Raw genomic sequence first — 20,867 nt, forward strand, 5'->3', positions numbered from 1 at the left:
CCGGCAGGGACGTCAGCGCGCGGCCACCTCCCCCGCGACCGCCGCGTCCGGCACGTCGTCGACGAGACGCAGGTCGGCGACGTACATCGCCTCGTCGGTGACCTCCTCGGGCTCGGGGACGGCATCGAGTCGCACCGGAGCGCCCGGGCGGAGGGCGGTGCGGAGGTAGCGGCGGATCTCCCGTACCCGGTAGCGCCGTCGGCACAGCGCCACCGCCTCGCCGTGCTCGGTGCCGGCCGACAGCTCCGGGTCGAGGTAGAGCGCGCCCTCCAGCCAGAGGCGCCCGTCGCTCGGCTCGGACGCGGCCCAGTTCACGGGGAAGAGCCGCCCGGCGACGTCGAGCACGTCGACGTGACAGGTGCACTCGTCGCCGCTGACCGGCGCGGCGATCACCGTGCCCCGGCCGTCGAAGCAGCCGAACTCGTCGACCATCCACGTCTCGCGGCCCGAGAGCGCCGGCAGGTGTCCCGCCGTGTAGATCGCCGGCGCGACCTCGAGCTCCCGCCCGACCGCCACCGACGGCAACGCCCCCGCCGCGAGGTGCTGCGGGAGGAGTTGCACCGTCAGCTCGCCGTCCCACCGTTCCTCGCGCAACGCCCGACGGCCGAGCGTGCGCCGCACGAGCTCCTCCCGGTCCTCGTGGCGACGCCCGGCCACCCGCCGTTCCTTGTCCCGTCGCGCTCGCGCGGGCTTTCCCATGCCTGCCTCCTCGGGTCTCCTCTCCTTCTTGGAGTCCCGCGAGGTCGCGGCGGTTCCCGCCGATGCGTGGCCTGTGGACAACTCGGCGGGAGAGGTTGCAGGGCCGCGCAGGACGCTTCGGTTTTCGAAGCGTTCTCAGCGGGTGGGGCACGAGTCTCCGGGGACGTACTCGGGCAGCGCGAAGCTGCAGGGCTCCCACGGCACCAACGACTCCTCGCCGTCCAGCACCCGTTGTACGTGCTGCTCGACTACGGTCGCCGCCTCCGCGGCACCGAGGGTCCACGGCTCGAACCCACGGGCGGGGTTGATGGCCGGCTCGCCGCAGACCAGTCGCCCCTCCCTCACGAGATCGACCATCATCGGCCCGGCGCGGCGCAGGAGTGTCACCCGACCTTCACCCCCTTCGACGATCTTGACGAGGGCGACGGCGTGGAGGAGGTCGATCCAATCGTCGCGCGCTTCGTCGACCAGGGCCGACTTGAGTTCGTCATCCCTCATCCGTTCGCCTCCATCGGCGTGTGCACCTTGAGGCGCTGGTCGATAGGCGCGTTGATGTCGACCGCGGACTCTCCCTCCGTCGAGGCAGCCGTCGGTCGCCACGTGATGTAGGTGCCGTCCTCGAGCAGAACGACCGATCGCCTCTCGTTCACCTGGACAACCTGCCCACCTTCCGCCAGCGCGCGGTACACCTCGTCGACCTCCTGGGACGTGTCGAGCTCGCGGGTCGGCACCTTCATCTTCTTCGCACTCCCCGGGCGCCCGATGAGCACGCCCTCGTTCGCCGCGTGCTCCGCGGCGGTCAGGCCGTTGTAGCGCCCGAGGCGTGGGGCCTGGTCGCCGCCGTCTCCTGGTGCGCCGGCCGGCACCGCCCCGGCGGCGCGGGTGGCGCGTTCGATCCGTCCGGCAGCGCCGGCGCCGCCGAGGGCGGAGAGTCCCGCGCCGGTGAGCACCTCGCCCGCCCAGCGGGTGGGGTTGGTGGCCGCCTCGCGCGGGTTCAGTGCCGCCGCGACGGTCTCCGCCGGGTGGGTGACGGCGCGCGCGACGCCGGCGCCGAGGTCCTCCCACCCCTGGGCCGCGGCAGCAGGCTCGACGAGGAAGCGGGTGGGGTTGACCTGCCAGAGGAACTGTCCCGTCGCGGAGAGTTCCGACCATGCCCCGCCGGCGAGGTCGCCGAGGAAGCCCCCGAGCTGCTGGGCCACCGACGGCGTCGGTGGGGCGAGATCGCGGGCCTGCCCCACGAGGGTCGCGGCGCGGTCGCCGGCCGCGAGAACCTCGGTGCGGGCGGCGCGCAGCCGGTCCAGCGCAGCGACGCGACCGCCCTCACCCGGATCGGGGATGTCGACGGTGCGCGGTTGGGCACTCAGCCGCTGCGCGGTGTTCCACTCCTGGACGGCGGTCGCGGCCTCGTCGCGGGACCGTTCGAGGACGTCGGCGTACTCAGCCAGGGCGTCGGCCGCCTCCAGGAACGCCTCGCCCGTTCCGGTCCACAGCGGCGGCACCGGATCGAACACCCGGCGGAAGGAGTCGGCCGCCTCGCCCTGCCAGTCGCCGGTGTCGATGCGGCGCAGCCCGTCGCCCGCGCCGATCAGTGCAGACCCGAGCCGCGACATCATCGCCTGGACGGCTCGGACCCCGGCGGGGTCGCCGGGCAGGAGCGCGGCCGGGTCCGCGGTCTCGCCGAGCTCGGCCACGTCCGGCTCACCGGCCCCAGCGGAACCGTTCGGCGGCCAGGTCCTCGGCGCTCGCGTAGGCCCTCGCGGCCTCGTCGAGACCGCGGGCGAGGGCGTTGCCGTCGTCGGTGAGGTTGGCCAGGCCGTGGGACCAGCGAGCACAGAAGTCGGCCGTGACCACCCCGAGCATGTCGTGGCCGAACACGGCGGGCGTCGTCCCGAGATCACCGACGTCGTGCGCGGCGAGCTCGTCCATGACGGCCTCCACCCCGTGGGCGGCGTCGAGCAGCGCCTGCATCACCACCCGCACGTCCGGCACGACGAGGACGCTAGGCACCGGCGCCGTCCCGTGGGTGCGCTTTCGACGGACCCGCTCCCGGCACAATCCGGGGCGTCATGGATGAGAGGACGGCGCGGACCGGGGACTACGGGCGCGCGATCCTGCGCGTCCCGGACCTCGGGCTCGTCCTGCGACCGCGGCCGCCCGGGACGGTGCGCGGGACGTTCCCGTTCGATGAGCCTGCGCACGTCGTCACCGCGTACAACCCGGGCGCCGAGCGTCCCGGGGACGCCGAGAACGCTGCGCGGCAGGCCCGCCTCGAGGCCGACCTCGACGCCCGGGGCCTGCGCCGGTGGACCACGGTGGCGAGCGCCGAGGACGGGTCATCGGCGGAGGTCGGCGCGCTGGTGGTCGGCCTCGACGACGCCGTGGCCTGCGCGTTCGCCGCGGCCTGGGGCCAGGACGCCGTGTTCCGCTGGAGCCCGTCGGCGTGGACCGTACTCGCCTGCGACGATGCGCCCTCGATGGACCTGGGGTGGGAGATCGTGTGACCGAGCACTTCGGGCCCTACGAGCTCATCGAGCTCCTCGGGCGCGGCGGCATGGGCGAGGTGTGGCGGGCCGTCGACACCCGCAAGGGGCGGACCGTCGCGCTCAAGCGCCTGCCGGCGGAGATGACCGGTGAGCGCGAGTTCGAGGACCGGTTCCGGCGCGAGGCCCACGCCGCCGCACGTCTCAACGACCCGCACGTCATCCCCATCCACGACTTCGGCGAGATCGAGGGACGGCTCTTCCTCGACATGCGGCTGGTGGCCGGCGACGACCTCGGGGCCGTGGTCGAGAAGGAGGGCGCCCTCGAGCCGGCGCGGGCGGTCTCGGTGCTCGAGCAGGTCGCGTCCGCGCTCGACGCCGCCCACGACGAGGGGCTCGTGCACCGCGACGTCAAGCCGTCGAACATCCTGCTCACGCCGTCGAAGGGCACCGCGGCGCCGCGGGACTTCGTCTACCTCATCGACTTCGGCATCGCGACCGGCGCCGCCCTGGGCACGCGGCTGACCCAGACCGGCCTCGCCATCGGCACGGCCGCCTACATGGCTCCGGAGCGGTTCACCGACGGCGTCGACGCCGACCGTCGGATCGACGTCTACGCGCTCGGCTGCGTCCTCCACGAGATGCTCACCGGCCGCGCCGCCTTCGCGGGCCGCGACTTCGCGAGCCTGATGTACCAGCACCTCAACACCGCGCCCACGGCTCCGTCGCGGATCACGAGCGGGTTGCCGGCCGGGTTCGACGAGGTCGTGGCGCGGGCGCTGGCCAAGGACCCGGACGACCGCTGGAGCCGGGCGGGCGACCTGCCCGAGGCCGCGCGCCGCGTCCTCGCGCCCACCCGTCCCACGCCGCAGGGACGCGCCGAGACCCAGGTGCCGCCGCGTCCGGCGCCACCGGTCGACCGCCCGGTCCCGCAGGCGGGCGCGGCACCGCCGATCCGTCCCGCGACCGCCTTCGGACCGCCCGCCTTCGCCCAGCCGTGGCAGCCGGGCCCACCGCGCTACGCGGCGCCTCCGGTGATGCCGGCCGCGCCGCCCGCCCGGACCGGCGGGCGCACCGCCGCGGCGATCTGCGCGCTGCCGGTCGCCGCCCTCCTCGCCCTGATCTGCGTGGCCGGCGCGGTCTCGGAGTTCGCGGCGTGCGCCACCCGCGCGACCTCCTGCGTCGCCGGCGGGAGCGCCCTGCTCGGCGTGCTCACGGCCGTCCTCGGCGCGGTCCTGGCCGGGACGGCCCTGAGTGCGCTCGGGCGTCGGACGACGCGGCGGGCCGGGCTCGCCTGGGCCGCAGTCGGCGTCGCCTTCGTCCTCCTGATCGTCGCGGCGGCGTTGTCGGCCTGAGGTCGGCAGGATGGGTGCCATGAGCGACACGCGTTCCTGGAACGACAAGGTCATCGACGAGTTCCGTGCCAACGAGGGCCGCGTGGGCGGCCCGTTCGAGGGCGCCCCGCTGCTGTTGCTGCACCACATCGGCGCCAAGTCGGGCACCGAGCGCGTGACGCCGATGATGTACCAGGCCGTCGGCGACGACCTCGCCGTCTTCGCGTCGTACGCGGGCGAGGACGTGCACCCGGCCTGGTACCACAATCTGATCGCGAACCCGGACGTCACGGCCGAGGTCGGCACCGAGACCGTCGCGCTCCACGCCCGCGACCTGCCCGCCGACGAGCGGGCCCCGATCTGGGAGAAGCAGAAGGCGGACTACCCGGGATTCGCCGGCTACGAGCAGAAGACCTCGCGCACCATCCCCGTCGTGCTCCTCGAACGCCGCTGATGCCACGCCCGGTGTGGAACAAGCTCGCCGACAGGCGCGGCGAGCTGCTCAGCCGTGAGCTGGCCCCGGACGTGCACGCCGAGCGCTGGGCGCGGCGCTACGACGGCACGGTCGGGCCGCTCAACCGCTGGGTCGACCACGTCCGGGAGACGACCTACGAGAACATCCCTTACTTCGACCCGGCGAGCGCCGGTGCCGGTGCGCACGTCCTCGTGCTGCTCCAGGACCCGTCGGGCGAGGCGGAGGAGGGCTCGGGTTTCGTCAGCAAGCACAACAACGACCCGACCGCGCACAACACCAACATCGCGACCGAACGGGCCAAGCTCGGCTACGACATCTCGCTGCACTGGAACGTCGTGCCGTGGTGGGTGGCGAACACCGCGAAGCCGGTGCGGTCGCTGTGGAAGGAGTCGGTGCGCGCCCAGCCGTACATGGTCGAGCTGCTGGAGATGCTCGACCCGGCGCCGACCGAGGTCATCCTCCTGGGACGACCGGCGGCGCGTGCCTGGGACCGCCTCGTCCGCGCCGGCCTGCCCGAGGCGTTGCGCGGGGCGACGGTCCAGACCGCGCCGCACCCGAGCCCGCTGGTCTTCCCCCGCACCGACGCGGCGACGGGTCGCGGGAACAGCGACCTGATCGTCGAGGCGATGCGCATGGCCGGGCAGCGGGCGCGGGGCGAGAAGGTCCGGCCTGCGGCGGGTGGGCCCGCGGGTCGGCGGCGCCCGTTCTGAGGTGCTTCTTCTCCAAAGCGGGCCGTTGCGGGACGGAGATCTCGCTACCGTGATCCGCGACCGGCGCGGCGAGCGGAAGGACGGCCCGATGACCGAGCCCCAACCCCCGCCGCTCCAGGCCGACAGCCCCACCGCGCTGTCCGACGGCCGGGTCGTCGAGCGGTACCGGCCGCCCGGGGTCGGGGGCGGGGACTTCGCGGTGGACCTGGCCGATGCGCCCCGGGCGATCCGGGGGCTGGAGGAGGCGGCGAGGGAACTCTTCGATATTCGAAGGGAGGCCGAGCGACTCGGGAAGGTCACGCCGCCCTCGCGGGACCAGGTCAGCCTCGACGCCGCCACCCTGCTCGGGGTCTCCGCCGTCGGCGGCAACGGGTCCTTCCTCCAAGCGCTGGACCAGGGCATCCAGCAGGTCAACGACCTGATCGCGGGTCTGCGCAGCGCGATGGCCGGATACGGCGGGGCGGACGCGCAGAGCGCAGCGGCGTTGAGGGAGCCGTGAGGCGGGCCCTCCTCCTCGGTGCGGCCGCGGTTCTCGCGATCCTCGGCGGTTGCTCCGCGGCCCCGACACCCGGCCCCGCGCCAGCCCCTGACCGGTATGGCGCGCCCGTGCCGAGCAGCTCGCTCGACGCGAGCGGCGTCGCCGACCAACCGTGTGGCGTGCTGCGGGCGGAGCAGCTCGAGGCGGTCGGCCTCGAGCCACGCGGGCAGCTCGATCCGCTCCCGGCCGGACGGCCCGCCTGCGTCTGGGAGGACTCCGCGTTCACCCGACAGACCTCGGTCGCGCTCTACCCCGATCGCGACTACTTGGTCGACACCTACCGCGCCCGCAGCATGTACCAGCTCTTCGAGCCCGTGACGGTCGGTGGCCTGCCTGCGGTGCTCCAGCAGACGACCCCCGGAGCGCTGACGTGCACCGTCACCACGGGCATCGCGGTCGGGCAGGCCGCAGACGTCACCGTCAGCGAGATCGGCGTCGCACCGGGCACGAGGTCGAGGTCCTGTGAGAGGGCCACGCGGGTATCCGAGATGGTGATCGGAAACCTGCCCGCGTCGCCACCGAAGTGACCGCGTCGGTCGACGAGTTCGCCGCCTCGCTCGCGTCGCTCCCGCCCTCCGCCGGCGACGCGATCCTGGTCGGCGTCGACGGCTTCTCCGGGGCCGGTAAGACGGCGTTGTCCGAGGCGCTCGGTCGCCGGGAGGGCATCCAGGTCGTCTCGATCGAGGAGTTCTATCCCGGCTGGGACGGACTCGCGCAGGGTCCGGCGCGCGCGGTCGACGGGCTCGTCGAGCCGTTGCGGGACCGGCGCACGCCCCGGTGGAGGTCGTGGGACTGGGAGCACGACCGCGAGGGCCCGGAGAGGGAGCGCCCGCTGCCCGGGCCCGTCGTCGTCCTCGAGGGCTGTGCCGCGGGAGCGCGGGTGCTGCGGGCGCACCAGGCGCTGACGGTGTGGGTCGACGCCGCACCGCACGAGCGCGAGCGGCGGCTGCGCGATCGGGAGGACTGGCCGGTCTACGCACCACACCGCGAGGCCTGGCAACGCCGCGAACAGGCGCTCGCGGTGCTGGAAGGGCTGCCGGAGGCCGCCGACGCCCTCGTCCGGTACCACCCGGACGGGCGCCTCGACATGCGTCCGTCACCTCGGGGATGAGGTCGGATGCCCCTGCGGTGGGTAACGTCCCGCACGTGACCGCGACGACCGAGGACACCGCACCGACGACACCGGACGTGTCCCCCGGCGACGTGGAGCGCTGGCGCGAGGTCGCCCAGTGGAAGGACCGGTCGCTGCAGAGCTCGTCCGGCATGCTCAGCCCGGTCCTCAACGGCCTCGCCGGCGTCCGCGGAGAGATCACGTCGTTCCTGCGCCGGGTCCCGGGCGTCTCCCAGGTGGACGACAGCGTCCAGGGGATGATGCACCAGCTCGCCGCCGCGGGCGCGGGTGCGGGCGCGGCGACGCTGCGGCGGGAGACGGTCTTCGCGGACTTCCGGGCGCTGGGCCATGACGTCACGGATTTCAAGGACATCCGGAAGCTCGACATCGCGCAGGTCGAGGCGGCAATGCCTCGCCTCGACATCGGCTACACGGTGTTCGCGGGCATCCAGGGCGGGATCACCGGCTTCCTGTCCGGCGCGGGCATCACCGCCGCCGCCGGCGGGACCAACGGCGCCGGCATCGGCAGCCTGCCCGGCATCGCGGTGACGGTGGCGACCTTCACCGGCGACACGCTCATCACCGTGGCCTCCTGCACGCGGGCCGTCGCGCACGTCGCGGCCTACTACGGCTACGACGTCACCAAGCGCTCCGAGCAGATCATCGCGCTGGCGGTGCTCGCGGTCGGGCTGTCGTCCGACGAGGACGCACCCGGCGCGTACCAGGAGCTCACCGAGCTCATCACGGCGAAGACCGAGGAGAACCAGAAGCGCAAGCAGCAACAGGCGCAGATCAAGCGCCTCGGGCAGGCCGTGTACAACCGCCTGCTGGCCCAGATCGGGCAGAAGGAACTCGCGCAGCTCGTGCCGGTGCTCGGGATCGGGGTCGGGGCGGTGCTCTCGGCGCGGCTGCTGGCCACCGTCGTCGACACCGCCGAACACCTCTACCGCGAGCGCTTCCTGCACGACAAGTACGAGCTGCCGTTCGGCGTCGACCTGCCGTTCGACCCGGCGACCTACCGGCCCTACGTCGACGGCGAGCCCGACGACGGTGGCGACGACGCGGACGACGAGGGCGACGAGATCTTCGCCGGCGCCTGACCGCGGCCGCGACCTTCGCGGAGCGTGACCTCGCGGCCTGAGTGCCCGCGGTGATCGACGGAAGAATACGGACACTGGGTGTCAGCGACGTGCCGCCGCTGACCCCAAACCCCTAACGCTCCGTCGACTCCCCGAGGTGGGCGCGGATGTCGGCGACGGAGGTGAACACCTGGTAGCCGAGGGCGCGCAGGCGGTCCTGGGCGGGTTCGGTGAGGTCGGGGTCGAGGACGACCGGCGGGGCGAGCGCACGCCGGCTGAGCCCCGTGGGCCAGAGGGCCGCGGCGTCGGTGAGCACGCCGCCGCCGCGCGGGTCGTGCACCCGGGCCTCGCGGCGCGGGGGCGGGAAGCCCTGGGCGGCGAGGTCGTCGACCAGGTCCTCGAGCGTCTCCGGCACCGCCTCGCCCAGCACGGCGCGCCCGGAGCGCCCGCGCCGCGGCCGGTACTCGGTGTGGCCGCCGGGCGCCGACTCGACGACGGCGAGCGGCCCGGTCGGCGCCGAGGGCGTGATGCCCGCGGCGGCGGCCGCCTCGAGCACCGGGACCAGCGCCGCCTCGGGGTCGGTGACGTAGCGGGACTCCGCGACGCGGACCACCGGCCAGCCGCACCGCCGCAGGTCGTGCTCGGCCTCGACGTCGGCGCGGGTCGCGGCGCGCCGGTGCTCGTCGCCGTCGCACACGACCGCCAGCCGACCGTTCGCCCCGGTGACGACGAGGTCGAGGGTCCGCCCGTGCACCTCGACCTGCGGGACGACGGCGAACCCGGATGCGGAGAGGTCCGCGAACACCCGCTGCGCGAACAGGCTCCCGAACGCCGGGTGGCGGTGGTCGCGGTCGACCAGAGCGGGCGCCGGGCGGTTCTCCGGCGCGCCGGCGGACCCGTCGGGCTCGGGCGCGGTGACGTGCTCGAGGAGCTTGCGACGCAGATCGGCGGGGGCGAGGTCCCCGGCGGGGACCGAGTGGAACAGCCACATCTGGTCGCGGGCCCGGGACGCCGCGACGTTGAACGCCTGGCGGTAGCGCTCGGCGGTCAGCGACACCAGCCGGTGCCCCGGCGCGACGACCATCGAGAGCCAGACGACGTCCCGCTCGTCGCCCTGGAAGTCCGCGGCGACGCCGACCCGCAGACGCCGGGTCTCCCACTCGTCGACCCCGAGCCGCTCGCGCAGCAGGCCGTCGATCAGCTCGACCTGCCCGTGGCCCTGCAGCACGACGACCCCGAACGTCGCGCCGGCGTAGGCCGGATCCGCGGCGCAGCGCGCGACGGCGTCGACGAGCGCGGCCGCCTCGGCGTCGTTGGCCAGCGACGAGCCCTGGCCGCGCACCGTCGCGCCGGGCACGAACGTCGCCCGTAGCGGCGGGAGGCGGTCGGCGCCGAACTGGCGCAGCGGGACCAGCGGCGCGCCCGCGCCCGTGTCGTCGGGCCCCGAGTAGAACTCCCGCGACGACCAGCCGACGATCTCGGGCATCGAGCGGAAGTGCTCGCGCAGCCGGATCGGAGGGCCGAACGTCGCCCGGAACACCGAGAACACGCTCGACCGCGGCGTGTACTGGCTGCGCAGGTAGAACGGCACCTCGGGCAGGTCGGTCTCCAGCCGCGCGAACGCGGGCTCGAGCGAGCCGACGCCGACGTCGGCGGGCGTGCACTGCCGGTCGTCGCCCACGACGATCACGCGCGGGGCGAGCCAGAGCAGGAAGAGGCTGGTCAGGTCGGCCTGGCTGGCCTCATCGACGATCACCACGTCGAACGCGTCCGGCCGCGGCTCGACCGCGGAGAGGACCTCGCGGATCGGCATCACCCACGCGGGCACGGCGTCGCGGGCGACGGCGACCGCCTCGCGGGCCGCGGTGCGGTAGCGGTCGGCGAAGCGCCCCGTGCCCCGCCCCACGGCGGACACCGACGCGCGGTGGCTCTGCAGCGCCCGCATCTGCTCGGCGGTGACCCGGGACAGGCACGCCCGCCACGCCTGCGCCGCCGCCAGCCGGGCCGTGACCCGCGCGAGCTCGACGTCGAGGTCGGCGAGGCGGTCCGGGGCGTCCTCGGCCGCGGCCCACTGCGTCACGCGCGCCGCGGCCCGCGCGAACGCCCACGCCCGGTCGAAGCGCGCCTCGCGCTCGGGCCACGCCTCGCCCGCGTGCGCGCGCAGCAGGGCGAGCACCCCGGGCGCGGCGCGTTCGAGGCGCTCGCCGAGGGCGTCGGCACGCCGCTGGTCGCGGGCCTCGTCGTGCGCCGCCTCCACCGCGAGCACGGCGTCGACGTAGGCGTCGGCGTCGCGACGGCGCAGGGCCTCGAGCACCGCGACGAGCTCCGGCGCCTGGCGGGCCGGGGGCACGCCGCCCTGGACGCGCTCGACGACCTCCTCCAGCTCGCTGCGGGCGAGGTCGGCGGCGCGGGTGTCGTCGACGTCGAGGCTCAGGGCGGCGAGCACCTGCAGCCGCGCCAGTGAGTCCACCCGCGGGCGCTCGGCCGGGGGCAGGGCGGAGAGCAGGCGCCGGACGTCGACCGCCGCGGTCAGGACCTTGCCGACGGCCAGGCAGGTCGCGCGCAGGGCGAGGACCTGCTCGACGAGCATCGCGCGGTGCTCGGCGCGGCGCACGGGGCGACCCAGCGGCGCGAAGCCCTCGGCCAGGCGGTCGGTGATCTCGAGGATCCGCAGGTGGTGGGCGACGGCGGTGGCGCCCGAGACCGTGGTCGGCTGGGCGCCCTGCAGGCGGATCGACGCCAGGTACGGCTCGACGGCCTTCTGCTCGTCGGGCTTGAACAGCCGTTTCGTCGTGCCGCCGTCGGCGAGGAACGCCGCGAAGCGCTCGAACACCGGCGCCGCAGCCGCCGGGTCCACCCCGTCGTCGACCCGCACCTGGGCGGGCCCGGCGCGACGGTCGTGGTCGAGCACCGCGTCGACCGCGCGCAGCCCGTCGACCGCACGACCCCACAGGTGCCCGGCGCGCCCGGAGAGCACCGCGTCGGCGACCCCGTGCGCCCACTCCGCGTCCTCGCCGGTGTCCTCGAGCTCGGCGAGTGCGTCGGCCACCCGGCGGCTGACCGTCGGGAGGTGCGCAGCCGCCTCGGACGGCAGACGCCCGAGCGCGGCCACGACCTCGCCCGCGTCACCGCTGGTGGCGTCCAGGCCCCGGGTGACGGTCTCGGCGAGGTCGGCGACGTGGCTCTCCGGCGGCAGCTCCACCGGAGGCGGGAGCACCTGGCGGGCGCGTTCGCGGCGCGCCGGGGTCTCGGTGGCGAGCAGGGTGCGGAGCTCGGCGAACTCCTCGGCGGTCAGCGGGGGCTCGATCGGGAGCTCGGTGTCGGACCCGACGACGTCGGCGAGCCAGCCGTCCTGCGCACGCGCGGCGAGCACGCGACGGGCGACCTCGGTGCGGGTGCCGGTCATGCCGGGCCCGAGGTCGCGCTGCACCGAGGTCTCGGCCGCACGCTCGGCGACCAGGGCGTCCAGCGCGGCGTCGCGGTCCGCGCGCAGACCGTCGCGGCGCTCCACGAGCTCGGCGATCGTGCGGTCGGCCTCGTCGGGGTCGAACTCGGTGCTGCGCGCCTCGAGACCCGCGATGCCCGCGCCGAGCCCGGGGTCGCCGCCGTCGGGACCCTCGGCCAGCGAGATGCACAGGTCGCGCATCTCCGGCGGCAGCTTGTCGCGCAGCACCCGCAGGGCCTGCGCCTTCTCGCTGGTCACGAGCACGCGGCGGCCCTCGGCGAGCAGCGCACAGAGCAGGTTCGCGATCGTGTGGGTCTTGCCGGTACCCGGCGGCCCCTCGACGACGACCCCCGAGTCGCGACCCAGCCGACTGAGGATCCGGCCCTGCGCCGCGCCGACGGGCAGCGGGAAGAGCGGGTCGACGACGGGCGCCTCGTCGTGCCCCGTGCGGGCGAGCCAGGCGGCGCGGTCGGCGGGCTCGATCGCCTCGACGAGCTGGGCGAGGCCGACCGGGAGGGGGCGTGCCGTGTCGGCCAGGTCGGCGACGATCGCGTCGTAGAACGTGCGCAGCGCCGCCGCCCCGCGCCGGCGGGCGACGAGCGCGGGGGCGGGCACGAGCGTGGTGCCGGGCCCGGTCGGGGCGATCCAGTCGTCGCCGCGGGCGTGCTCGACCCGCAGGTGCCGGTCTGCCCACCCGGCGAGGACGGCGACGAGGTCGGGGTCCAGCGGCGACGCCGGGGTGACGTCCTCGGCGGGCGCGGCGTCGTCGACGAGCCCGGTGCCGGCCAGCAGCTCCTCGTGCTCCCAGCGCGCGGCGTCGCCCGCGAGCGTCACGACCATCTCGTCGCCGTCGTGCTCGATGCGCACCGGGCGGGCGAGCAGGTGGACCCGGACGTCCTGGTCGGGCGCGTGCAGCAGGCCGCCGGCGAGGACGAGCTCGACGGCCTCGGGCTGGTCCGCCGCCGCGCGCATGAGGTCGAACAGCGCGTCGAACGTCGCCCGCATCGGGCCCTCGGCGGGGGCGCGCAGGATCTCGTCCCCGGCCTCGCTCGGGCGCCGGACCGCGCTCTGGTCGGCCACGTCGACGAGGGCGAGCTCGCCCACGTGGTGACGGGTGTGGCGGACGGGGCGGGCGCGGGCGAGGGCCACCCGTCGCAGCACCTCGACCAGGCGCTGGACCCGGTCGCGCAGGGCGGGGTCGTGCTCGGGACGGGTGAACTCGGACGATCCGCTCGCGATCCGGAGCGGTTCCTGCGGCACGGCCACGACCTCGCTCCCTCCGCCCGCGTGCTCGGTCCTCCGGCGGACCACAATCGCATCCCGGTGCAGGTGCGGGCACGTGAGCCCGTCCTTGCTGCGAACGTTGCCGCCAACCTCGCCGCGCACCCTGCCGCGAAACTCGAGGGAACCGCGCGGGCCCCGCGCCCGTCGAACCCCGTGACCGACCCGAGAGGAGGACGCCATGGGAACGACGGAGGCACGTGACCCCCACGACCCCGCCGAGGTCGCGCGGTTCCTGACCGGCCTCGCGGCCGTCGACGCCCGGGCGGAGCGGCAGAACGCCGAGATGCTGCGGGGGCGGTACGGGCGATCGCGAGCGCTGCCGGCCGGGGCGGATCTCGCCCTGCTGGACGCGGCGGACGCGCTGCACGAGCACGGCTGGGGTCCGCGCGATGTCACCGAGGTCGTGCGCCGGCGACTGCCCGCGGGGCGGCTCGTGCTCGCCGTCGACGTGCTCGGCGCGGCCGCGGCACGGCGACCCCGCGGCGACGCGGCCACCGACGCCGACCTCGCCGATCTGGGCGGCACGCCGCCGGCGCGCGACACGCCGCTGGTGGTGCAGTGGAGCACGGTGCGGGGTGTCGACCCCGACGCCGCCCTGCGCGCGGCGGTGGCGCTGGTCGGGCTGATGCGCTCGCTGCCGGCGCTGCCGCGCCTCGGGGAGGAGGCGCGGCCGCCGGACGGGGTCGACGCACGGGTGCTCGCCCGCGTCCGGGGGCTGCTGGCGAAGGCCGAGTCCACCGAGTACCCCGAGGAGGCCGAGGCGCTCTCGGCCAAGGCGCAGGAGCTGATGGGTCGCCACGCCCTCGCGCAGGCCCTCGTCACCCCGGCCGCTGACACCGGCCCGCGTGCGGCGGCGCGACGTCTCTGGCTCGACCCGCCCTATGCCAGTGCGAAGTCGAGCCTCGTGCACCAGGTGGCGGCGGCCAACCGGTGCCGGGCGATCGGCCTCGCCGCGCTCGACATGGTCACCGTCATCGGGCACGCCACCGACCTCGCGACGGTGGAGCTGCTGGTCACGTCGCTGCTGGTGCAGGCCGACCGCGCGATGCTCGTCGCGGACGACGGCACGGTGCCCCGCTCGCGGACGCGCTCGTTCCGCCACGCGTTCCTGCTCGCCTACGCGACGAGGATCGGCGAGCGCCTCGCCGCGGCCGCCCACGAGGCCCAGGCGCAGGCCCGCGCCGAGCTGGGCGAGGGCCTGCTGCCCGTGCTGGCGGCGCGGGCGGAGGTCGTCGAGCGCACGGTGGGCGAGCTGTTCCCACGGGTCACCCGCCGGCGCTTCAGCGTCAACAACGGTGCGGGCTGGGCGGCGGGACGCGCCGCCGCGGACGCCGCCAGCCTCACCCCGGGCCGCGACGCGCTGGCCACCGGGTAGGCACCGGTAGGCCAGGATGCCCCCGTGGCCGGGAACCGCGAGCGACGCGCCGAGAAGAAGCGCCGCCGCGACGCGAAGCGGGGCTTCGACGCCAAGGCCGGGCCCGACGATCCGGGCCTGCCCCCCGAGTCGCTCCAGGCGGTGCTGCGCAGCACGGCCGCCGACCTCGCCGGTGGGGACGAGAACGCGCTCACCGAGCTGCGCCACGTCCTCGTCGAGCACCTCGCCCGCCGGCGCGACCGTGTCCTCGAGGCCTGCGACGCGGTCACCGCCGAGGTGACGGCTCCTGCCGAGGGCCCTCTCGGCGCCGAGCTCGCCGGCGGCGGCACCGTGTCGTCGTGGGCCGAGCGGGAGGGTGTGCGCACCGAGGAGGCGGCCGTCGCGACCGTCCGCCTGCTCGCGTCCTTGACCTGAACGATCGTCGAGGTTCTACGTTCGGCGACATGACCGAGAACATCCGACTCGCCGTCGTGGTCGGCAGCGTCCGCGAGGGCCGCTTCGGACCGGTGGTCGCCGAGTGGTTCGCCGACCGTGCCCGCCGGCGCCCCGAGCTCTCCGTGGACGTGGTCGACCTGGCCGACACCGGGCTCGACCAGGCGTTCGCCGAGCGCATCGGGCTCGCGGACGCCCTCGTCGTCGTCACCCCCGAGTACAACCACAGCTTCCCCGGCCCGCTGAAGACCGCGATCGACGCGACGTCGGGGCAGCTGCGGGACAAGCCGGTGGGGTTCGTGGCCTACGGCGGCATGTCCGGTGGGCTGCGCGCGGTGGAGCAGCTGCGGCCGGTGCTCGCCGAGCTCCACGCCGTGGGGCTGCGCGACACCGTGAGCTTCCACGGCGCGGCCGGGGCCTTCGACGGCAGCGGCCGGCCGCGCGAGGAGAGCGAGAAGGAGGCCGCCGCGGCGGTGCTGCTCGACGCCCTCGTGTGGTGGACCTGCACCCTGCGCCGCGCCCGTGACGAGCGCGCCGTGGGGAGCCCGACGTGAGCGAGCACCCCCGTCCCTACCCGGGCCAGGAGCTGTCCGTCGGCGAGGTGGCCGAGCGCAGCGGCGTCCCCGTCTCCGCGCTGCACTTCTACGAGCGCGAGGGGTTGATCTCCAGCCGCCGGACGTCCGGCAACCAGCGCCGCTTCCGCCGCGAGGTGCTGCGCCGGCTGTCGTTCATCCGCATCGCCCAGCGCGTGGGCATCCCGCTGGCCGAGGTCCGGGCCTCGCTCGACTCGCTGCCCGACGGGCGCACCCCGACCCGCGCGGACTGGGAGCGGCTCTCGGCGCAGTGGCGCGAGGAGCTCGATCACCGCATCCGGCGCCTCGAGCAGCTGCGCGACGACTTCACCGGCTGCATCGGCTGCGGCTGCCTCTCGATCGACCGCTGCGGCCTCGTCAACCCGCACGACCGCCTCGGCGAGGACGGGCCGGGGCCGCGGCGGCTCGTGGGTTGACCACGTCATGTGTCGTGGCTACCTTACCACCACAGCTGACGTGGTCGGGAGGCCTGCATGCGGTTCAGCACGCTCGGGGTGTGTGTCCACACCGAGGACGTCCCGGCGGTCCGGGCCTTCTACGTCGACGTCCTCGGGTTCGCGGTGACGCTGGACATCGGGTGGTTCGTGAGCCTGCGGCACCCCGATCACGACGACCTCGACCTGTGCGTCGTCCACCGCGACCACGCGCTCGCCGGGATGGGCGGGCCGGTGGCCGGCGTGGTGCTCGCCTTCCTCGTCGAGGACGTGCACGCGGAGCACGCCCGGCTCGTCGAGCTCGGCGTGCCGGTCGACGTGGCCCCGCGCGACGAGCCGTGGGGCCAGCGCCGGTGCCTGGTACGCGACCCGGCCGGCACGGGCATCGAGCTGGTCCAGGCCACGGCGCCCGATCCGGCCTGGCTCGCCTCGGTCACGTCCGCGTCGTGACCGCCCGCCCGCCCCGCAACCCGCAGCGTCGCGACCAGCTCCTCGACGCCGGCCTGGCCGTGCTCGCCGAGCAGGGCGCGCGCGGGCTGACGTTCCGGGCGGTCGACGCCCGTGCCGGGGTCGCCACCGGGACGGCGACCAACTACTTCGCCGACCGGGACACGCTGCTCGCCGAGCTGGGCGAGCGGATCCACACGCGTCTCGAGCCCGACGAGTCCGAGCTGGCGGCCGCCCGCGGCGGGGACCCGACCCCGACCGTGATGCGCCGCCTGCTCGAGCGGGTGCTCGCGCGCCGGGAGGTCTACGTGGCGCTGCTGGAACTGCGGCTGGAGGCGACCCGCCGACCGGCGCTGCGCGAGTCGCTGACCGCGACGGTCCGGGCGCGCTTCGAGGCCGACGTGACGTTCCACGAGGAGGCCGGGGCGCCCGGCGGCCGAGAGGCCGTCGCGCTGCTGCACCACGCGATGGAGGGCCTGATCCTCGACCAGCTCACGCTGCCCGGGGCGCTCGGCGACCCGGACGACGCCGGCGCCGTCGCCGAGCGCCTCGCGGCCGCGGTGCTCAGCCGAGAGCCCTGATCCGGCCCGGTGGGGGCGCCGCCACGGCGCCGGGGTGCAGCGCGGCCGCCAGGGCCTCGATCCCGTCGACCAGCCGCGGGCCGGCGCGGACCACGTAGGACGCGGAGTCGATGGCGACGAGCGGCACGCCGGGGAGCTGCTCCTCCACTGCGGCCGCCTGAGCCACGGCGTCGTCCAGCCCAAACCCGCAGGGCGCGACGAGCGCGACGTCCGGGGTGTGCGCGCGGGCCTCGTCCCAGGTCGTCGCGACGCTGCGCCCGCCGTCGATCCCCGCGAGCGGCTCGCCGCCCGCGCGGCGCACCATCGCGGGCACCCAGTGCCCGGGCAGGAAGGGCGGGTCGACCCACTCGAGCGCGAGCACGCGGGGCCGCGGCCGGTCCTCCACGGCCTCGTCGACGGCGCGGAGGCGTTCCTGCAGGTCGGCGACCAGCGCCTCGCCCGCCGCCGGGCTGTCCGCGGCGCGTGCCACGGACGCGATCGCGTCGAGGACCTCGTCGAGGGTGTGGGGGTCGACGGTCAGCACGGTCGCGTCGAGGTCGAGGGCGTCGAGCGCCTCGGCCACCGTCGACGCCGGCAGCGCGCAGACCCGGCAGAGGTCCTGGGTGAGCACGAGGTCGGGAGCGGCGTCGCGCAGGGCCTCGCGATCGAGCGCGTACTGCGGCAGACCCTGCGCCGCCCGCTCGCGGACCGTCGCGTCGATCTCGGCGGGCGTCAGGCCCGTTGGTAGCGCGGTGTCGACGACGACCGGGCGCGTGGCCCTGATGCCCTCCGGCCGGTCGCACTCGAACGTCACGGCCACGAGGTCGTCGGCGAGACCCAGCGCGCCGACGATCTCCGTGGCCGCCGGCAGCAGCGAGGCGATCCGCACGTGGCCGACCCTATGTGAGTGATGTTCCCGGCTATAGCCGGGAAGTTCGCTCACGGGGGTCGGTCAGCCCGTCAGCGGGCGGGGGTCGAAGACGGCGCGGATGCGGGTGACCCGCCCGTCGACCACGTGCGCCCAGTTGACCGTGAGCATCGGGGCGTCGGTCGCGGTGGTGTGCAGGTCGTAGATCGTCGCGACCTCCGGGCCGTCGACGAAGACCTGCCGGATCGTCACGGCGCTCACGATGCCGAACAGCCCGCGCAGGCTCGCGACGTTGTCCTCGAGCCCCTCGACGTGGCCCATCGGGCCGTCGAAGACGACGTCGTCGGCGAGGACGTCGCGCAGGGGCTCGGCGTCGCGGCGCTGCCACGCGTCGAAGTAGGCGGTCATGGTCTCGGCGGGGGTGCGGTGCGTCGTCGTGGTCATGGACCCAGCCTGGATCCGGACCACCCAGAAGTCGAAGAGCTGTCGACGCTCACTGCTACAACTGATGCTTATGGAGCTGCACCAGCTGCGCTATCTCGTCGCCGTCGCCGAGGAGGGCGGGTTCACGCGGGCCGCCGCGCGCGAGCACGTCGCCCAGCCGGGCATCAGTGCTCAGATCGCGCGCCTCGAGCGCGAGCTGGGGCACGTGCTCTTCGACCGTTCGGCGCGCGGGGTCCGTCCCACGCCCGCCGGGGAGGCCGTGCTGCCGCACGCGCGCGCCGCGCTGGCCGCGGTCGCCGCCGTGCGCGACACGGCCGACGAGCTCGCGGGCCTCGTCCGGGGCCGCGTCTCGGTGGGCATGGTGCGGGGCGGCGGGGTCGTCGACCTGCCCGGCCTGCTCGGCGACTTCCACCGGACCCACCCGGGCGTGGAGATCCGGCTGGTCGAGGCAGCCACCGACGCGCTGCTCGACGGGCTGCGCTGCCACGACCTCGACCTCGCGTGGGTCGGGCGCCACGGCGACCCCCCTGCCGACCTCGACGTTGACGTCGTGCTCGACGTCCCGCTGGTCGCCGTGCTGCCGCCCGGGAACCCGCTCGGCGGCACCGTCACGGTGGCCGAGCTCGCCGAGCACCCGGTGATCGCCCTGCCGCGCGGGGCGGGGGTGCGCGCGGCCCTCGACAGCGCCGCGGAGGACGCCGGCGTCGTGCTGACGCCGGCGCTGGAGGCGGGTTCGCCGGCGGTGCTCCTCGACCTCGCGCGGCAGGGCCTCGGGGTCGCCATCGTCCCCGAGCCCGCCGTCGCCGGGCGTGACGACGCGCGGGTGGCGCCGCTGGTGCCCGAGGTCCGGGCGCGGATCGACCTCGCCCGACGCCGGGACGCGCCGCTGAGCCCGGCGGCCCGCGCCCTGCTCGCCCGGGCTCGGGCGTGGATCGCGTAGCCGACAGAATCGGACAGGTGGACCTGCTGCTCGGGGTACGCCTGTTCGTCCGGGGCGCGGCGACGGTGTTCCGGTCGCCGCGGCTGCTGGCGCTGGGTGCGGTGCCGGCGCTGATCGTGTCGGTGCTCTACGTCGGCGCGCTGGTCGCGCTCGGCGTGTGGTTGCCGGACCTGGCGGCCGGGATCACTCCGTTCGCCGACGGGTGGTCCGAGACGGCCCGGACGGCAGCGCGCCTCGCGGCCGGCGTCGCGATCGTGGCCGCGGCGGGGGCGACCGCCGTCGTCACCTTCGTGGCGGTGACCCTGGCGGTCGGCGGGCCCTTCTACGAGAAGCTCTCCGAGACCGTCGACGAGGAGCTGGGCGCGGTGCCCGCGCCGCCGGGGTCGTGGGCCGGTGCCGTCCTGCGCGGGGTGCGGGACGGGCTGCTGCTCATCGGGCTCTCGGTGCTCGCGGCCGTGCCGCTGTTCCTCGTCGGCCTGATCCCGGTGGTCGGGCCGGTGCTCGCGCCGGTGGGGGCCGCCCTCGTCGGCGGACGCCTGCTGATGATCGAGCTGACCGCACCGGCCCTGCAGCGTCGCGGGCTGGACTTCGGTGGCCGCCGCCGGCTCGTGCGGTCTCGCAAGCTCCTGACCTGGGGCGTCGGGATCCCGACGTACCTGCTCGCGGCCATCCCGCTCGTCGCGATCCTGGCCATCCCGGCCGGCGCGGCGGCGGCGACCCTGCTCGCCCGCGAGCTGCGGGGCGAGCCGGTCGCACCTCAGGCGTAGTCGGCCCAGTCCGGCATCGGGGCGCCGTGCAGGCTCGCCTCGAGGCGGTCGAGGTACCAGCGCCAGCCGGTCTCGACATCCTCGCGCTTCAGACCGTCGGCGAGGCGCTGGGCGAAGAGGAGCACCGCGCCGTCGCCGAGGGGCTCGACCGTGAGGTCGAGGTGCCAGGAGCGCTCCCCGCTCTCGGGGAACTCGAGGACGAGGTGGCGCGGCGGCTCGCAGGCGAGGATCCGCACGTCGGCGGGGTCGGGGATCTCGTCGCCCGCGTCCGCCTCGCCCGTCATCGTGAACGCCACGGTGCCGCCGACGCGGGGCTCGCCGGTCCAGGTGCCGATCCAGCGGCCGAGGCGCTCGGAGTCGGTGATCGCGGCCCAGACGTCGTCGACGGGGTCGGGGTACTCGCGCCGCCACACGAGCGTGGTCGTGCCGTCGGGGTCGGTGCGGGTCTCAGCCGGCGGTGCGGTCATGACGGTCTCCTTCGTCGGCGGCGGCGCGGCGGGCACGCCGGCCGCGGTGCATCTCGGTGTCGAGGGCGTCGAGCCGGCTCGCGGGGCCGGCGCTCCCGAGCGGTCGGAAGCGCTGCAACCAGGCGTCGAGCTCCGCGAGCGGACGCCGGTCGAGTCGGTAGATGCGGTGCTGACCCGCGACCCGCGACGTCACCAGGCCCGCCTCGCGCAGGATGCGCAGGTGGCGGCTGATCGCGGGGCGGCTCACCGGGAAGTCCGCGGCGATCTCGCCCGCCCCGACCTCCCCCTCGGCCAGGCGCTCGAGGATCGCCCGGCGTACCGGGTCCGCGAGCGCATCGGCGGGGAACACAGTGCGATATGTAACCATATCTTTCATTAACCGTCC

25 protein-coding genes are annotated in these 20,867 nt (G+C 75.5%); 16 read left to right on the forward strand and 9 right to left on the reverse strand.

Translation table 11 applies throughout. The features are described 5' to 3' along the window. Positions 1-12: 12 nt before the first annotated feature. The 4 genes from PH191_RS20235 to PH191_RS20250 form a co-directional block, all read right to left on the reverse strand. Positions 13-699 carry a hypothetical protein gene (locus PH191_RS20235; RefSeq protein ID WP_274196424.1) on the reverse strand — a complete coding sequence of 229 codons (687 nt, stop codon included), beginning with the start codon at positions 697-699 and terminating at the stop codon, positions 13-15. A gap of 135 nt (positions 700-834) precedes the next feature. Beyond that, positions 835-1,197 (reverse strand): hypothetical protein, encoded by a 363-nt coding sequence (locus PH191_RS20240; protein WP_274196425.1) that lies wholly within the window; start codon positions 1,195-1,197, stop codon positions 835-837. Continuing rightward, positions 1,194-2,390 (reverse strand): putative T7SS-secreted protein, encoded by a 1,197-nt coding sequence (locus PH191_RS20245; RefSeq protein WP_274196426.1) that lies wholly within the window; start codon positions 2,388-2,390, stop codon positions 1,194-1,196. The genes PH191_RS20240 and PH191_RS20245 overlap by 4 nt, the downstream gene beginning before the upstream one ends. A gap of 7 nt (positions 2,391-2,397) precedes the next feature. After that, on the reverse strand, positions 2,398-2,688 hold the full coding sequence (locus PH191_RS20250) for a hypothetical protein (RefSeq protein WP_274196427.1): 291 nt from the start codon (positions 2,686-2,688) through the stop codon (positions 2,398-2,400). 77 nt (positions 2,689-2,765) lie between these two features. Between PH191_RS20250 and PH191_RS20255 the strand changes: the two genes are divergently transcribed. The 8 genes from PH191_RS20255 (at position 2,766) to PH191_RS20290 (ending at position 8,447) form a co-directional block, all read left to right on the forward strand. After that, positions 2,766-3,200, forward strand: coding sequence for a DUF3293 domain-containing protein (locus PH191_RS20255; RefSeq protein ID WP_274196428.1), 435 nt, complete (start codon positions 2,766-2,768; stop codon positions 3,198-3,200). After that, complete coding sequence (locus PH191_RS20260) at positions 3,197-4,534, forward strand: protein kinase domain-containing protein (protein WP_274196429.1); 1,338 nt, start codon at positions 3,197-3,199, stop codon at positions 4,532-4,534. The genes PH191_RS20255 and PH191_RS20260 overlap by 4 nt, the downstream gene beginning before the upstream one ends. A 19-nt stretch (positions 4,535-4,553) precedes the next feature. Then, positions 4,554-4,967 (forward strand): nitroreductase family deazaflavin-dependent oxidoreductase, encoded by a 414-nt coding sequence (locus tag PH191_RS20265; protein WP_274196430.1) that lies wholly within the window; start codon positions 4,554-4,556, stop codon positions 4,965-4,967. Beyond that, on the forward strand, positions 4,967-5,698 hold the full coding sequence (locus tag PH191_RS20270) for a uracil-DNA glycosylase family protein (protein ID WP_274196431.1): 732 nt from the start codon (positions 4,967-4,969) through the stop codon (positions 5,696-5,698). The genes PH191_RS20265 and PH191_RS20270 overlap by 1 nt, the downstream gene beginning before the upstream one ends. An 88-nt stretch (positions 5,699-5,786) precedes the next feature. Beyond that, positions 5,787-6,197, forward strand: coding sequence for a hypothetical protein (locus PH191_RS20275; protein WP_274196432.1), 411 nt, complete (start codon positions 5,787-5,789; stop codon positions 6,195-6,197). Further along, the gene (locus PH191_RS20280; RefSeq protein WP_274196433.1) at positions 6,194-6,763 is read left to right on the forward strand and encodes a DUF3558 domain-containing protein; all 570 of its coding nucleotides are present in this window, start codon (positions 6,194-6,196) and stop codon (positions 6,761-6,763) included. Before PH191_RS20275 ends, PH191_RS20280 begins: the two co-directional genes overlap by 4 nt. Further along, positions 6,760-7,347 carry a nucleoside/nucleotide kinase family protein gene (locus PH191_RS20285; RefSeq protein ID WP_274196434.1) on the forward strand — a complete coding sequence of 196 codons (588 nt, stop codon included), beginning with the start codon at positions 6,760-6,762 and terminating at the stop codon, positions 7,345-7,347. The genes PH191_RS20280 and PH191_RS20285 overlap by 4 nt, the downstream gene beginning before the upstream one ends. 35 nt (positions 7,348-7,382) lie before the next feature. Further along, complete coding sequence (locus PH191_RS20290; protein ID WP_274196435.1) at positions 7,383-8,447, forward strand: EcsC family protein; 1,065 nt, start codon at positions 7,383-7,385, stop codon at positions 8,445-8,447. A 112-nt stretch (positions 8,448-8,559) separates the two neighbouring features. Here the strand turns inward: PH191_RS20290 and PH191_RS20295 are convergent, their stop codons facing one another. Beyond that, positions 8,560-13,137, reverse strand: coding sequence for an AAA domain-containing protein (locus tag PH191_RS20295; RefSeq protein ID WP_274196436.1), 4,578 nt, complete (start codon positions 13,135-13,137; stop codon positions 8,560-8,562). A gap of 196 nt (positions 13,138-13,333) precedes the next feature. Between PH191_RS20295 and PH191_RS20300 the strand changes: the two genes are divergently transcribed. From PH191_RS20300 to PH191_RS20325, 6 genes are read left to right on the forward strand one after another with little or no spacing between them, the layout of a single operon-like run. Then, positions 13,334-14,530: a DUF2786 domain-containing protein gene (locus tag PH191_RS20300; protein ID WP_274196437.1), complete on the forward strand. Its 1,197-nt coding sequence runs from the start codon at positions 13,334-13,336 to the stop codon at positions 14,528-14,530. Between the two features lie 24 nt (positions 14,531-14,554). Beyond that, on the forward strand, positions 14,555-14,944 hold the full coding sequence (locus PH191_RS20305) for a hypothetical protein (RefSeq protein WP_274196438.1): 390 nt from the start codon (positions 14,555-14,557) through the stop codon (positions 14,942-14,944). A 29-nt stretch (positions 14,945-14,973) separates the two neighbouring features. Then, positions 14,974-15,516 (forward strand): NADPH-dependent FMN reductase, encoded by a 543-nt coding sequence (locus tag PH191_RS20310; protein ID WP_274196439.1) that lies wholly within the window; start codon positions 14,974-14,976, stop codon positions 15,514-15,516. Next, entirely contained in the window at positions 15,513-15,971 is a 459-nt protein-coding gene (gene soxR, locus PH191_RS20315) for a redox-sensitive transcriptional activator SoxR (protein ID WP_274196440.1), read from the forward strand. The genes PH191_RS20310 and soxR overlap by 4 nt, the downstream gene beginning before the upstream one ends. A gap of 57 nt (positions 15,972-16,028) precedes the next feature. Next, positions 16,029-16,439: a VOC family protein gene (locus PH191_RS20320; protein ID WP_274196441.1), complete on the forward strand. Its 411-nt coding sequence runs from the start codon at positions 16,029-16,031 to the stop codon at positions 16,437-16,439. Then, positions 16,436-17,017 carry a TetR/AcrR family transcriptional regulator gene (locus PH191_RS20325; protein ID WP_274196442.1) on the forward strand — a complete coding sequence of 194 codons (582 nt, stop codon included), beginning with the start codon at positions 16,436-16,438 and terminating at the stop codon, positions 17,015-17,017. Before PH191_RS20320 ends, PH191_RS20325 begins: the two co-directional genes overlap by 4 nt. Here the strand turns inward: PH191_RS20325 and PH191_RS20330 are convergent. Continuing rightward, positions 17,001-17,885 carry an ABC transporter substrate-binding protein gene (locus tag PH191_RS20330; protein WP_274196443.1) on the reverse strand — a complete coding sequence of 295 codons (885 nt, stop codon included), beginning with the start codon at positions 17,883-17,885 and terminating at the stop codon, positions 17,001-17,003. The two genes, PH191_RS20325 and PH191_RS20330, sit on opposite strands and share 17 nt — an antisense overlap. Positions 17,886-17,948: 63 nt before the next feature. After that, entirely contained in the window at positions 17,949-18,308 is a 360-nt protein-coding gene (locus PH191_RS20335) for a nuclear transport factor 2 family protein (RefSeq protein WP_274196444.1), read from the reverse strand. A gap of 70 nt (positions 18,309-18,378) precedes the next feature. On the opposite strand from PH191_RS20335, the gene PH191_RS20340 reads away from it, so the two are divergent. Together PH191_RS20340 and PH191_RS20345 are read left to right on the forward strand one after the other, a co-directional pair. Next, positions 18,379-19,248 (forward strand): LysR family transcriptional regulator, encoded by an 870-nt coding sequence (locus PH191_RS20340; protein WP_274196445.1) that lies wholly within the window; start codon positions 18,379-18,381, stop codon positions 19,246-19,248. 17 nt (positions 19,249-19,265) lie between these two features. Beyond that, positions 19,266-20,015, forward strand: coding sequence for an EI24 domain-containing protein (locus PH191_RS20345; protein ID WP_274196446.1), 750 nt, complete (start codon positions 19,266-19,268; stop codon positions 20,013-20,015). On the opposite strand, the gene PH191_RS20350 is transcribed toward PH191_RS20345, so the two are convergent. Together PH191_RS20350 and PH191_RS20355 are read right to left on the reverse strand one after the other, a co-directional pair. Further along, positions 20,006-20,482 (reverse strand): SRPBCC domain-containing protein, encoded by a 477-nt coding sequence (locus PH191_RS20350; protein WP_274196447.1) that lies wholly within the window; start codon positions 20,480-20,482, stop codon positions 20,006-20,008. The genes PH191_RS20345 and PH191_RS20350 overlap by 10 nt on opposite strands. Next, entirely contained in the window at positions 20,463-20,831 is a 369-nt protein-coding gene (locus PH191_RS20355) for an ArsR/SmtB family transcription factor (protein ID WP_274196448.1), read from the reverse strand. The genes PH191_RS20350 and PH191_RS20355 overlap by 20 nt, the downstream gene beginning before the upstream one ends. Positions 20,832-20,867 lie beyond the last annotated feature (36 nt).

The sequence above is a fragment of the Actinomycetospora callitridis genome, from assembly GCF_028737265.1.
In the GTDB taxonomy this organism is placed as follows: Bacteria; Actinomycetota; Actinomycetes; order Mycobacteriales; family Pseudonocardiaceae; genus Actinomycetospora; species Actinomycetospora callitridis.